Here is a 12,648-nt window from a genome sequence, read left to right as displayed (position 1 = left end):
CCGCGCCGCGAGCGCCGAGGAAAGGAACGATGAGTATGCTCACGCTGCACGACATCCGCGTCTGGGACACGGGGGAGAGGATCGACCTCGTGATCCCCGGCACGGACGCCCAGCGCTACTTCGACGAGCCGGGAGCCGTGTCTGACGGCGAGTTCGACGCCTCCGGGCTGACCGTGGCACCGGGATTCGCCGACCCGCACGTCCACTTCCGCGATCCGGGACAGACCTACAAGGAATCCATGCGTTCCGGGTGTGCTGCGGCGGCCTCAGGTGGCTATACGCGGGTGCTTATCATGCCGAACACGTTGCCCGCGATGGACGGCAAACCCGCCCGACCGGGAACGCCCGGCGCGGATGACGTACTCGCCGCCGGTGCCCGTGACACCATCGACTATCTTCAGCATTACGACGCGACCCATGATGGCGCGCTGCCCGCACGCTACGACCTGTGCGTGTGCGCGTCCGTGGATCGTGCCGGAGCACAGGCCACTGACCCCGAGAATTGGCGAGTGCACCTGCCCGGTGTCGGCGATGATACAAAAGACCAATACCAGTTGGCGCATCCGGTCACCGCGATCAGCGATGACGGCGCGGCCGTCCCGGACGCGATTCTCGACCAGGTGCTTGCCAACGCGAAAGCCACTGGACTCTACCTCATCGAGCATTGCGAACACCATGACAGCGGTATCATCAACGAGGGCCCGGTCAGCCGCAAGCTTGGCGTGCCCGGCATCCCCGAGGACACCGAGCTGCGCATCGTCACCCGTGATATCGAAGCTTCGCGGCGCACCGGCGTGCACGTGCATTTCCAGCATGTGAGCACCGCCGGGTCGTTCGAGGCGATTCGCGCAGCCAAGGCGGAAGGCCTGCCCATCACCTGCGAGACCGCACCGCATTATCTTGCATTGAGCGACGAGGCGATTCTCACCTACGGCGTCATGGCGAAAATGAACCCGCCGCTTCGTTCCGAAGCAGACCGCAGGGCCACCGTCGCAGCGATTGCGGACGGGACGGTCGACCTGATCGCCACCGACCACGCCCCGCACGCGCAAGATGAGAAGGCCGCGGGCCTTGAACAGGCGCCGAACGGAATCATCGGCCTTGAATGCGCGTACGGCGTATGCCATCGGGTGCTGGTGGACGGCGGCTACATCTCCGAACAGCGGCTCATCGAACTCATGTCCGTGGCTCCGGAGCACCTCATGGGGCATACGCCGACCGACGTGGCCGGACTGCTGAATACCTCCTCGCGATGCGCGACCAAACGCACCCTGGACCTTGCTGCGGTGGAGCACCACGAAACCGTGGATTTGGCGATTCTCGACACCTCCCGGCACTGGACCGTGGACAAGAACCGCTTCCATTCCAAGGCGCGCAACACGCCGTTCGACGGCTGGCAGGTCACCGGCCTGCCGCTCGCCACTATCATCGGCTCGCGGCTGGTGTTCTCCCGTATCGGAGCCTGAACCGGCAACCGTCGCAATACCCAAGCCACATGCTCACAGCGTTTTGAAAGAAGGCACATGGACAAGCTCATCGAAGCGATCAATACGACGCACAATCCAAGCGTCGTCGGGCTCGACCCGACCAACCAGGTGGTGCCGGCGCAGCTCATCGACTCCTTCCACGAGGAGGTCGCCGACCAAGTCGATGACCCGGCTGAAATCCCCGCCATGCAGCGTGCGGTCGCATATTTCGAGTTCAACCGCGCGATTATTGACGCGATCGCGGGCATCGTGCCTGCCGTCAAACCGCAAATCGCGATGTATGAAGCCTTGGGGCCCGCCGGCATCGACACCTATGAGATGACCTGCGAATACGCGCAATCCCAAGGCCTGTACGTACTCGGGGATATCAAGCGCGGCGATATCGGCTCGACGGCCGCCGCCTACGCGCGGCATCTGGTCGGGCTCAATGCGCAGGACGGCGACGCGCTCGACCTGTGGCATGAGGACGCCGTTACCGTCAACCCGTATCTAGGCACGGACGGCATCACCCCGTTCGTGGACGCGGCCAAGGCAGCCGACAAGGACCTGTTCGTGCTGGTACGCACCTCCAACCCGTCCAGCAAGGAAATCCAAGAGCTCGAGCTCGCCGACGGGACACGCCTGTACGAGCGTGTCGCCGACCTCGTCGAGCAGTGGGGCGCCGAAACGCTTGGTGCATCCGGATACACGCGTGTCGGCGCGGTCGTCGGTGCAACCCACCCTGAGCAAGGCAAACAGTTGCGCGAACGCATGCCGCGTACCTTCTTCCTGGTCCCCGGCTACGGGGCGCAAGGCGGCACCGCGCAGGATGTCGCCGGCATGTTCGATACCGAAGGCTCCGGGGCGATTGTCAACTCGTCGCGCGGCATCATCGGCGCATGGCGCAAGAACGGCGGATACGACGAGAGCATGTCCGCCGACGATGCGCTCGCCTTGGTCGCCACCAGCGCCCGGGACGCGGCAATCGCCATGCGGGACGACCTGGAGGCCGCGCTCGCCTGACACACCGCGTAACACGGCGAAACACCGAAGCAATAGAATGCACCCGTCGGCGGACGCCTCGCACGTTCAGCCGTACAGGTTCAGCCACCCACAGCTACCAAGCCCAACAGCCCAAAGGAGAGGCAATGCCCAACGCAACGTTTATCCCAACCTTCGACGTGACCGCCGAAGCATCCCGTGCGGGACGCTTCCCCGGCAGGCGCACCGTACCGGTGGTGGATAACCGCAGATTGTCGGATGGCATCTATCGACTTACCTTCCGCGACAGCTACATCGCGGGACATGCCAAGCCGGCCCAGTTCGTGGATCTGTATTCCGCGGATCCCACGCGCCTGATGCCGCGGCCGTTCGGCGTCAGCGAAGTCGAGGGCGATGACGTGAGCCTGATCTTCGCGGTCGTTGGCAAGGGCACCGAGGAGTTCTCCCGGCTGGCAGCAGGCGATACTGTTGATGTCATGGGCCCCTTGGGGCGCGGATTCGACATGAAAGCTGCCGCGAACTATGTGCTGGTGGCGGGTGGTCTCGGCGTGCCACCGCTGCTGTATGCCGCCCAGAAGCTCGCGTTGCGTGATGACGCGACCGCGACCGCCGCGTTCGGGTATCGTGACGAACGCTTCGCCGACGAACTGGTGGCAAAATACGCGGAACGTGTGGAAAGCATCACAAACGCGCAAGGCAATGTCGTCGATCTGCTTGATTCGATCGAGGATTCGCTGGTCAACGGGGAACTGCCCCCGGTCATCCTGTCCTGCGGCCCGATGCCGATGATGCGTGCCGTCGCCTCCTGGGCGGTCGCGCGCGATATCCCATGCCAGTTGAGCCTCGAGGCGCGTATGGGCTGCGGGTACGGCACCTGCTACGTGTGCGTCGTCGACACGGCGGAGGGACGGCAGAAAGTGTGCGTCGCCGGCCCGGTATTCACCCCGGAACAACTCGGATGGGACAAGTAGAGGTCAAGGCATTATGCAGGAGCAGCAGATGGACAAGCAGATCAACGTTTACGAACCGCACGAATGGAAGCACGGCACCGTCGTCGCCGGCGTCGAGTGGAAGAACCCGGTGGGCACCGCCTCAGGCACGTTCCAGTATGACGCGTGCCACTGGTTCTACGATGTTAGCCAGATGGGCGCGGTAACCACCAAGGGCGTTTCCCCGGTCCCGTGGGAAGGCAATCCCGGGCCGCGTACGGCCGAAACCCCGGCGGGCACGGTCAATTCGGTCGGCTTGCAGAACCCGGGTGTCGACCATTATCTCGTCGACGAGCTGCCCAAGCTCAAGAAGGAAGGCGCGACGGTTGTCACCAATGTGGCCGGCCATTGCGATGACGACTACGCCGAAGTGGTCGCCAAACTTGCCGATTGCTCTGCGGACATGCTGGAAATCAACGTGAGCTGCCCGAATGTCACCCACGGCGGCATGAGCGTGGGCACCGACCCGATAGCACTCAATCGGCTGATCACCCGCTTGCGTCATATCACCTCGAAACCCTTGATCGTGAAACTCACCCCGAATGTGACGGATATCGTTCCGATTGCGAAAGCCGCGGTGGACGGCGGTGCCGACGCGTTGAGCATGATCAACACGCTGGTCGGCATGCGTATCGACATCCGCACGGGCGAGCCGATTCTCGCGAACCGCACGGGTGGCGTGTCCGGGCCGGCGATTCTCCCGATCGGCCTGAGCTTCGTATGGCGTGTGCGACAGGCGTTGCCCGATATTCCGATTATCGGCATTGGCGGCATCGATTCCGGTGAAAAAGCCTTGGAATACCTGTATGCCGGAGCGAACGCCGTCGAGGTCGGTGCTGTGGCGTTGTATGAGCCGACTGCTCCGATGCGTGTGGCCCGCGAATTGGACGACCTGCTGGACTCCCGGCCCGAGCTTGCCGCGAAACTCGCCGCAGGCCAGACTTGGCGGTGACGGTCAACCCCCTTGCGGTACCCTGATGTTCCGGAAACCGTCTGCACCCAGTGCAGGCATCGGCCGTGTCCTGGAGCGTGGCCGAATAGAGAAAGGACCCTCTGACCTATGACTGAGCAGAAAGTGCCGCTCGACCGGAGATTCACCTCGTTCCTCTTGCAATCGCAGGCATTGAAGTTCGGAGATTTCACCTTGAAGTCAGGCCGTCGCTCACCGTATTTCATCAACGCGGGAGCCTTCGACAACGGTCGCAAAATTGCTTTGCTTGGCTCGTTCTACGCTGAGAAGATCAACACCGCAATTGCGGACGGAACCCTGCCTGGGGATATCGATACCGTGTTCGGGCCAGCGTACAAGGGCATCCCGCTGGCGGTTTCCACGGCAATCGCCTTGACCGCGCAATACGATATGGGCGTCGGCTACACCTTCGACCGCAAGGAGCGCAAGGATCATGGTGACGGCGGCATGTTCGTCGGGACCCAGCTGCGTGACGGCATGAAAGTGCTGCTTGTCGACGATGTGATGACCGCGGGAACTGCCGTGCGCGAGGTCGTGCCCAAGCTGCGCGAGGCGGCCGACGTGCAGATTGTCGGACTGGTGTTGTCGGTCGATCGCATGGAGAAGACGCGGGACAGCAATATTTCCGCCGTCGCCGCCGTGCAGCAGGAGTTCGGCTTCCCGGTCGTTTCCATCGCGAACGTGCGTGAGATTTTCGATGCGGCGTCGCATATGACCGGCGATGATGGCCTGCCGCTGCTCGACGAGGACATCAAGACGCGCGCCAAGGAATATCTCGACACGTATGGCGCGTGACAACCGCATGATGTGATTCGCACGTCACTGCGGACAACGGCCGGCCGGGAACCACCCTATGGGGTCCCCGGCCGGCCGTATCGTTATTGCGTTGGTGTCGGTATGCGACGTCCTCATATTCGGTGAGCGTCGGGCGACGTCTTGCGCCTTGTGGGATTAGTCGATGAGCTTGTACCCGTGGGAGGCGATTACCGTACGCAGCTTGTCCAGATAGGTCTGCGCGGCGGTCGAGAGTTTCGCACGCTCGTTGGTGATCCAGCCAAGCAGCATCGTCTCGTCCGTGTCCAGCGGCACGGTGACGATCTTCTCATTGTTGAGGTCGCCGTTGTCGATGCCCGTGCACACGGTGTAGCCGTTGAGACCGATGATGAAGTTGAGAATCGTCGCACGGTCGGTCACGTTGATCTGCTTGGGGGAGTACTCCGGCCACACCGCTTCCTCGGCGAAATAGAAGCTGCCCTCGGAGCCTTGTTCATACTGGATGAACGGGAAGGGCTTGAGGTCTTCCATCGTGACTTTTTTCTTGCCGGCCAGCGGATTGTCGCGCGAGATGAACACGTGCAGGTTCGCACGGAACAGCGGGTGGAACACGAGATGCTTCTCGCGCAGCAGCTTGTTGATCACGTTTTTGTTGAAATCGGACAGATACAGGATGCCGATTTCGGACTGCATGTTGGCGACCTGGCTGATGATGTCCTTGGTGCGCGTCTCGCGGATGGTGAACTCGTATTCGTCGGATTTGATTGAGTTGATCATTTCGACGAACGCTTCGACAGCGAACATGTAATGCTGGGTCGAGACACTGCACAGCTGCTTGCGCGGCTTCGCGTTCTTGTAGCGTTCCTCGAGCAGTGAGGCCTGGTCGAGCACCTGACGGGCGTAGGTGAGGAATTCCGCGCCGTCCACGGTCAGCGCGATGCCCTGGGAGGATCGGGTGAAGATCTCGATACCCAGTTCGTGTTCCAGTTCCTTGACTGACGAGCTCAATGCCGGCTGCGAGACATACAGCTCGTGGGAGGCCTCGTTCATCGAACCACATTCGACGATTTTGACGATGTACTTGAGTTGCAAGAGAGTCATAAGAGGATTTTATATCACGAGGATGTCAAGAATCGGGTGGTTATATCCACATGCTGGTGTTGCCCTCAACACCGGATCAGATCCGCACGCCCAACGATTGCAGCTCGCGTCTGGCGTGCGTTGCGTCATCGAACAGGAACGCATGCATGCCCACGGATTTCGCCCCCTCGACATTGCGAGGCGTGTCGTCGAAGAACACGCTGGATGCGGGGTCGGCGATGCCGAAACGGACCAAAGCCAGACGGTAGAAGCCCGCGTTCGGCTTGAACTGCTTCTCCACGCCCGACACCACGGTCCCGTCGAGCAGCTCCTTGAGCTGTGGGAACTTGTCGAACGCGAAGTGGAAGGTCTCATACGACCAGTTCGTCAACCCCCACACGCCGTATCCGGCGGCCTTCAAATCCTTGAGGAGCGATTCCGTGCCCGGGATGATCCGCGTCAGGGAATCGTCGTAGCGGGCGATGTAGTCGGCAAAGATATCGGCGATGTCATCCCCGTGGTCGCGCCTGACATCCGGGAGGATATCCGCGAGCGCCTCACCGTGATCCATACGGTCCTCATAATCGAAGAAGCCATACGGGTCGTCCGGTGCACAGATGCGGTCGACCAGACTGTCGGGGTAGCGGCCGCGCAACGCGGCACCACACTGCCAGTCGATCAGGACACCGCAGAAATCGAACACGACATCGCTGATTGCCGCAGCTTCATGTTCCGTGGGCTCTGCGTGCTTCGTGCCGTCCTGCGGTCCTGCCGTCTGCGTTGCCAGTGTCGTCATGCTGTCCCTTCCTATGAGCCTCGGCGATGGTCACCGACGGCGCGCGTCATTCATCAGTCAGCTCCGCCAGCGACGAAGCCCGCACCACAGTCTAGCGGCAGCGGCCCCCGGACTTGCGTAGACCGGCGTATCGGGGATATGAACATCTCGGGAACGTATCGCAAACAGGACGTGGCTCACTCTTCGCCTGGTTGAAACACCTGGACGTACAGGATCTGTGTGTTTTCGTCCGCGCATCCGGTGAGGCCCGTGGCATCGAGGCTGATGGCGTCCGTCTGGTCCGGCGGATAGATGAGCATCGTGTCAGCAGCTGTCGGCGTGCAATCCGCGGCATCGAAATTCTCGGCGTTCACGATGCGCAGGGCGCTGTGCGCGGATTGCCCCGGCTTGAGTGTGATCGTGGAGGCGGTGACCGTGCTGTCGCGCTTCGCTGCCGCGCCGATTTGCGTGTCCCCGTGACGCAGCGAAACGCCCGGATACCCGCGCAACGTGCAGGTTTGCGAACCGGAATTGGTCAACACCAGATACGGGTAGGAGCTTCCCGCGCCCCCGCCCGCGCCTTGTGTCAGCTTCGCGGTCAGTTCCTTCGTGGTGCATGCGCCGGTAGCGGCGGCGGAAGCGGAGGCTGATGCCGAGGTGGACGGTGAGGATGCCGACGCGGTGGAGGAGGGGGATTGCGAAGCTGCGGGGGATGATGCCGAGGCGGACGGGCTGGCATCCGTTCCGGATGTCGAACCGCACGCGCACAGGGAGCCGGCCATCACCGCCGCACTCAATGCGATTGCCGCCCATGCCCGAGCCGGGGAATGAGCCCCGGACCGCCGTGATGAACCGGCACCGGACGACAAACCGTTGGAACCATTGCCATGTCGGGAAACGATCATGATATGTCCTTCCTCAGCGAAGCGCACAAACTCTTCTACCATTCTCCTACTGTTGACGCATACGACCACGTCATGGCTTCATTGTACCTGTACCGTCGCTGGGAATGGGGAACCTGACGTTCGCGGGTTTCACCCGATGAGCTTGGCGATGGCCTGCGGAATGACGCGTATCACATCGCTTGCAATAATTGGCTCGCCGGCAACATACCCGGTATTGCGCTCGCCGGCACCGTAGATCTCGGGCGCGCGCCACCCACATTGCGTCGCATGCGAGGCGATGGCTGCCGCCAGACCGTGCAGATACACGGCCGCGGCGACGGTGTCGGCCACCGCGGGGGTGTCATCGGGTGATCCGGACACATCGGACTGGGACAGCAACGCTCCAATCATGCCGGCGAGTACGTCTCCCGCGCCGGCCGTGCCCAGCCATGCGGGGGCTCGCCCGCACAGGAGGGTCCGCGTACGGTTGTTGTCGTACGGGTCGGTTCCGGCGATGACACTGATTGCGCCTTTGAGCACAACCGTCGCACCGGTGCGCTCATGGGCGAGCTGCGCATACCGGACGGGCGCCGACATCACCTGGTCGGCTGTAACCGGCCCGTTTATGGCATCGAGTCTGGTCAACAAGCCCGCCAACTCCCCGGCGTGCGGGGTAATCACCACATTGCCGGGAACCCGGGCGGGCAGCAGGTCGAGCGCGCCGGCGTCCACGACAATGGGCGGCATCGCGTCAGGGTGGGTGTCCTTCATTGCCGCATTACCACCGTCGTCGTTGGTTCCGGACTCGTCAGTGAGCGCATAATGTGCCAGCAGTCGTGTTATCGTCTCACGTTGGATATCGTCACCGTCTGCTGTGTCCGTGGACGCGGGGACGCCCGAACCGACGACCCAGGCGTTCACATGCCCTTTGCCGATGACCGCTTCCGGCAGCGCCTGCAACACGAGATCTTGGGCGCGTTGCGGGCCGAGATAGCGTACCATGCCGATGCCTGATCTTGCGGCTGCGCTGGTCCCCAGAACCGCAGCCCCCGGATATCGCGTCGACCCGGTGACCAGCCCAACGACTCCGCGCGTGTATTTCATGTCATGTACGGACGGCACGAGAATCGCGGAGGAAGCGAGGTCGGCGTCCATCATTTCCGCAGCGGGTTCGGCTTCGTCGATATCGAACCCGAAATCGACGAGTGTGACTTTGCCACAGGCGTACGCTGCGGGAGGCAGCATGGCGCACGGCTTGAGGGCGCCGAACATCACGGTCCGGTCAGCAGTAAGGTACGGACCGGGGAGTGTACCATCGTCCACGCCGATACCCGAAGGCATGTCCACCGCCAATACCAGCGGCCGTTCGCCCGGATGGTCTTGGATCGTCTCGGAACCAGTCCGCCCGTCGATACCCCACGAATCCAATAACGCCGACGTCAATGTCGCCGCGATACCGTGCAATGCGCCGGAAACCCCTATCCCCGTCATTGCATCCATGACAAGATCCGCCTGATTGACCAGATCGACGGCTACGCGGAGACGCTCACCGGCTTCGCCTGCGGAGAAACCGGTGACGCAACCGGGGATCTCGGCTTCCGGGTCAAGGACCAGCACACGTCCGCCACTATGCGCGAACGCTGCGAAACCGGCGTCATGCAGGCCCCGTCCGACGGCGACCACCGTGACCCGGGCGTCCTCTCCGGCAAGTTGCGCCGCGGCGAACAAGCCGTCGCCGCCGTTATCGCCGGCTCCGGCGAGTACGACCACATTGGCATCCTCGAGCGCTACGCCTTGGGCGCCGAGCATGCGTTTGGCCTCATGCGCGGCGGCTGCCGCAGCCATACGCATCAGTGGGACGCCGTCATCCAACAGCGGCCGCTCCAGTTCACGTACCGTGTCCGCGGCATATGCGTTGAATCTAAGCATTTGCAGGCGTTCATGATCGATGCTCTCACCCATGGCATGGCCCCTTTCCTATCATTGGCGTCCAGGCCCGCTGCGCACGGCATCAGGACTGCTCTCCCAACTGTAGTCCCTTTCCGGGTGAATCATGCTCCACCCGTTCCCTTGTTTGCAGCAGCATACAGCAAGAAAACCCGGCTTAAGGTGTTCATCTCCCCTAGGGCGGTACAGTGGTGGGGATGAGCGAATCGGCGAACAGCCGGGAGAAGACCAAGGAGCGTGGGCATGAACGTAGTGGCGGCTGCTGAAGCGTTATGGGCGCAGCATACAATCCATCTTGATCCTGAGCCGCAGGGGGAGCGGCACGGTGTCGTCAACACCGATGATCCCGGTGACCCGTTGTCGTTCGTTGCCGTGGGTGATTCGATGATCGCCGGCTGCGGGGTCGAGAACCAGTCCGAGGGATTCACACCCGCCATGGCAGCAGTGTTCTCCAATATGCTCGACAGGCCGGTTGACTGGCGTGCCGTCGGCAAGCTTGGCGCCACGATGCGCCGCGTTCGATACCGTCTGCTCCCGCAGGTCGATCACCATGCCGATCTCATGGTGTTGTGCGCCGGTTCGAACGATTTGATGGCACGCAGGACCATCGCCCAGTGGCGTGACGACCTGTCAGCGTCGATTGACCTGGCCAAGGGGCGCGCCGACCATGTGGTCGTGTTCAGTGCCGCCCAGCTGTACCGCAGTCCTTCGCTGGGACGGTCATTGCGTCACGTAATCGCGGACATGACCGACGAGCAGACGCAGACCAGCCGTGAGATCTGCGAACAGCATGGCGTCAGGTTCCTTGACATGACCCACGAGGATGTGCACGCCGATCGAGACGATTTCTACGCGCACGACCATTTCCACCCCAGCGCATACGGGTACCGATGCATGGCGGAACGCGTCGGACAGCTGCTCGACGGATGGATGACCTCCGAACTGCGATAGCACCGGTTGGCGGCTATGGGTCCGCAACGCTGTAGCCGCAGAACCCATAGGACAGGGCTCCGTTGGCCCAGTGCCACGGTTATTCTTCGGCGACGAGCTCCAAATACCCGTCGTTCCACAGGTCCTCGTCGCCGTCGGGCATGAGCAGGACACGTTCCGGGTTCAACGCCTCGACGGCCCCTTCATCGTGGGTGACCAGTACGATCGCCCCCTCGTATTTCGCAATCGCCTTGAGGATTTCGTCGCGGGAGACGGGGTCGAGGTTGTTGGTCGGCTCATCCAACAGCAACACGTTCGCACGGGACGTGACCAGCGTGGCGAGCGCCAATCGGGTTTTCTCGCCGCCGGAGAGCACTTTCGTCGGCTTCATCACGTCATCGCCGGAGAAGAGGAAACTGCCCAGAATCGAACGCGTATGCGTGTCGTCAAGCTCGGGAGCCACATGCTGGAGATTCTCCAACACCGTCGCATCCATATCAAGCGTGTCGTGCTCCTGAGCGAAATACCCGATCTTGCAACCGTGCCCATACACCACTTCGCCGGTATCCGGCTGCTCCTCGCCGGCCAGGATCCGCAACGTCGTCGTCTTGCCGGCGCCGTTATAGCCAAGAATCACGACGCGTGAACCCTTGTCGATTGCCAGATTGATACCCGCGAACACGATATTGGACCCGAAGGCCTTGGAAATATCCTTCGCCATAATCGGGGTACGGCCGCAAGGCGCCGGTTCCGGGAAGCGGATGTCGGCGACTTTCTCCTTCTTCTCCGCCTCGCTTGTCTCTGCGAGCAACCGTTCGGCGCGGCGCATCATATTCTGGGCGGCGACCGCCTTCGTAGCCTTCGCATGCAGCCGGATGCCTTGCTTCATCAGGCGTTCCGCCTTCTTCTCCGCGACCTCGCGTTCACGGCGGCGGCGCTCCTCGTCGACCACACGCTGGTGCAGATAGGCCTTCCAGCCCAGCGAATACATGTCGATCTGGCCAAGCTGGGCGTCCAAATGCCACACCTTGTTCACAACCTCATCCAACAGTTCCGTGGAGTGGGAGATCACCAAGAAACCGCCTTCGAAACGCTTGAGATAACCACGCAGCCACTCAATCGAATCAGCATCCAAATGGTTCGTCGGCTCGTCGAGAATCAACGTGTCGGCGTCGGAGAACAAGATGCGCGCCAGCTCGATGCGCCGCCGCTGGCCACCGGACAATGTGCCCAGCTGCTGCTGCATCACCTCTTGCGGCAGACCCAGGCTATCGGCCATCGAGATCGCCTCGGACTGGGCGGCATACCCGCCTGCCTTCTCAAAATCCTGCATGGCCTTGTCATACCGGTTCATCGCCTTGGTCATCACATCAGGGTCAGGATCGGTCATATCCTTTTCCGCCTTGCGCAAACGCGAAATGATCGTCGCGATATCACGTGCGCTCATCATCCTGTCCAACGCAGTCTGCGTAGGGTCGGCGGCATGCGTGTCCTGGGGAAGATACCCAAGCTTGCCGGAAATGCGAACAGAACCCGCGGCGGGGAGCATATCACCGGTGATCACGCGCGTCAGTGTCGTTTTGCCTGCGCCGTTTCGGCCGACAAGACCGATCTTGTCGCCTTTGACGACATGGAAATCAGTGGGATGCAGCAATGTACGCGCACCGATCTGAATCTCCAGTCCCTTTGCCTCGATAGCCATGCCAACCTGCCGTTTCTTTCATCATCCGGGTCAAAGTCCAACGGGTTATCTTACCCATGGGGCGCCGACGTGCCGGGCATGTCATGGCGCGACACGCGCGGCACTCTCCCGCGGTTCAACCCAATATCG

General features: G+C 62.1%; 11 protein-coding genes. 6 read left to right on the top strand and 5 right to left on the bottom strand.

Annotation, left to right across the window (positions count from 1 at the left end; all coding sequences use genetic code 11):
- Nucleotides 1-35 precede the first annotated feature (35 nt).
- The 5 genes from CQR48_RS05485 to pyrE all read left to right on the top strand — a co-directional run bounded on the left by CQR48_RS05485 (nucleotide 36) and on the right by pyrE (nucleotide 5,222).
- Nucleotides 36-1,466, top strand: a complete 1,431-nt coding sequence (locus CQR48_RS05485; protein ID WP_015450617.1) for a dihydroorotase — start codon at nucleotides 36-38, stop codon at nucleotides 1,464-1,466.
- 57 nt (nucleotides 1,467-1,523) lie between these two features.
- Complete coding sequence (gene pyrF / locus CQR48_RS05480) at nucleotides 1,524-2,489, top strand: orotidine-5'-phosphate decarboxylase (protein WP_101452287.1); 966 nt, start codon at nucleotides 1,524-1,526, stop codon at nucleotides 2,487-2,489.
- Nucleotides 2,490-2,614: 125 nt separating this feature from the next.
- Nucleotides 2,615-3,439, top strand: a complete 825-nt coding sequence (locus CQR48_RS05475; protein ID WP_029576697.1) for a dihydroorotate dehydrogenase electron transfer subunit — start codon at nucleotides 2,615-2,617, stop codon at nucleotides 3,437-3,439.
- A 13-nt stretch (nucleotides 3,440-3,452) separates the two neighbouring features.
- Nucleotides 3,453-4,409 (top strand): dihydroorotate dehydrogenase, encoded by a 957-nt coding sequence (locus CQR48_RS05470; protein ID WP_026650688.1) that lies wholly within the window; start codon nucleotides 3,453-3,455, stop codon nucleotides 4,407-4,409.
- 108 nt (nucleotides 4,410-4,517) lie between these two features.
- On the top strand, nucleotides 4,518-5,222 hold the full coding sequence (gene pyrE / locus CQR48_RS05465; RefSeq protein ID WP_044091898.1) for an orotate phosphoribosyltransferase: 705 nt from the start codon (nucleotides 4,518-4,520) through the stop codon (nucleotides 5,220-5,222).
- A gap of 156 nt (nucleotides 5,223-5,378) precedes the next feature.
- Here pyrE and CQR48_RS05460 read toward each other — a convergent pair whose 3' ends face one another.
- The 4 genes from CQR48_RS05460 to CQR48_RS05445 all read right to left on the bottom strand — a co-directional run bounded on the left by CQR48_RS05460 (nucleotide 5,379) and on the right by CQR48_RS05445 (nucleotide 9,902).
- On the bottom strand, nucleotides 5,379-6,302 hold the full coding sequence (locus tag CQR48_RS05460; RefSeq protein ID WP_015450612.1) for a LysR family transcriptional regulator: 924 nt from the start codon (nucleotides 6,300-6,302) through the stop codon (nucleotides 5,379-5,381).
- A gap of 76 nt (nucleotides 6,303-6,378) precedes the next feature.
- Nucleotides 6,379-7,077, bottom strand: coding sequence for an HAD family hydrolase (locus CQR48_RS05455; RefSeq protein WP_015450611.1), 699 nt, complete (start codon nucleotides 7,075-7,077; stop codon nucleotides 6,379-6,381).
- Between the two features lie 176 nt (nucleotides 7,078-7,253).
- A complete protein-coding gene (locus tag CQR48_RS05450) occupies nucleotides 7,254-8,003 on the bottom strand; it encodes a DUF4232 domain-containing protein (protein WP_052401535.1) in 750 nt (249 codons plus the stop codon).
- Nucleotides 8,004-8,090: 87 nt separating this feature from the next.
- Nucleotides 8,091-9,902, bottom strand: a complete 1,812-nt coding sequence (locus CQR48_RS05445) for a bifunctional ADP-dependent NAD(P)H-hydrate dehydratase/NAD(P)H-hydrate epimerase (RefSeq protein ID WP_101452286.1) — start codon at nucleotides 9,900-9,902, stop codon at nucleotides 8,091-8,093.
- A gap of 228 nt (nucleotides 9,903-10,130) precedes the next feature.
- On the opposite strand from CQR48_RS05445, the gene CQR48_RS05440 reads away from it, so the two are divergent.
- Nucleotides 10,131-10,838: an SGNH/GDSL hydrolase family protein gene (locus CQR48_RS05440; RefSeq protein ID WP_101452285.1), complete on the top strand. Its 708-nt coding sequence runs from the start codon at nucleotides 10,131-10,133 to the stop codon at nucleotides 10,836-10,838.
- A gap of 79 nt (nucleotides 10,839-10,917) precedes the next feature.
- Here the strand turns inward: CQR48_RS05440 and CQR48_RS05435 are convergent, their stop codons facing one another.
- Nucleotides 10,918-12,519, bottom strand: a complete 1,602-nt coding sequence (locus CQR48_RS05435; RefSeq protein ID WP_033492498.1) for an ABC-F family ATP-binding cassette domain-containing protein — start codon at nucleotides 12,517-12,519, stop codon at nucleotides 10,918-10,920.
- Nucleotides 12,520-12,648: the final 129 nt, after the last annotated feature.

Origin of the sequence: Bifidobacterium thermophilum, from assembly GCF_002846655.1 — a bacterium.
Lineage (GTDB): Bacteria > Actinomycetota > Actinomycetes > Actinomycetales > Bifidobacteriaceae > Bifidobacterium > Bifidobacterium thermophilum.
Note: the sequence above shows the minus strand (reverse complement) of the source record. Positions and strands in the feature narration are given on the sequence as shown.

Excerpts from the sequence above, each read along its gene's own strand:
- CQR48_RS05475 (WP_029576697.1), top strand. The coding sequence starts at position 2,615 with ATGCCCAACGCAACGTTTATCCCAACCTTCGACGTGACCGCCGAAGCA.
- CQR48_RS05470 (WP_026650688.1), top strand. The coding sequence starts at position 3,453 with ATGCAGGAGCAGCAGATGGACAAGCAGATCAACGTTTACGAACCGCAC.
- CQR48_RS05435 (WP_033492498.1), bottom strand. The coding sequence starts at position 12,519 with ATGGCTATCGAGGCAAAGGGACTGGAGATTCAGATCGGTGCGCGTACA.
- CQR48_RS05450 (WP_052401535.1), bottom strand. The coding sequence starts at position 8,003 with ATGGTAGAAGAGTTTGTGCGCTTCGCTGAGGAAGGACATATCATGATC.
- CQR48_RS05455 (WP_015450611.1), bottom strand. The coding sequence starts at position 7,077 with ATGACGACACTGGCAACGCAGACGGCAGGACCGCAGGACGGCACGAAG.
- pyrE (WP_044091898.1), top strand. The coding sequence starts at position 4,518 with ATGACTGAGCAGAAAGTGCCGCTCGACCGGAGATTCACCTCGTTCCTC.
- pyrF (WP_101452287.1), top strand. The coding sequence starts at position 1,524 with ATGGACAAGCTCATCGAAGCGATCAATACGACGCACAATCCAAGCGTC.
- CQR48_RS05445 (WP_101452286.1), bottom strand. The coding sequence starts at position 9,902 with ATGGGTGAGAGCATCGATCATGAACGCCTGCAAATGCTTAGATTCAAC.
- CQR48_RS05440 (WP_101452285.1), top strand. The coding sequence starts at position 10,131 with ATGAACGTAGTGGCGGCTGCTGAAGCGTTATGGGCGCAGCATACAATC.
- CQR48_RS05485 (WP_015450617.1), top strand. The coding sequence starts at position 36 with ATGCTCACGCTGCACGACATCCGCGTCTGGGACACGGGGGAGAGGATC.
- CQR48_RS05460 (WP_015450612.1), bottom strand. The coding sequence starts at position 6,302 with ATGACTCTCTTGCAACTCAAGTACATCGTCAAAATCGTCGAATGTGGT.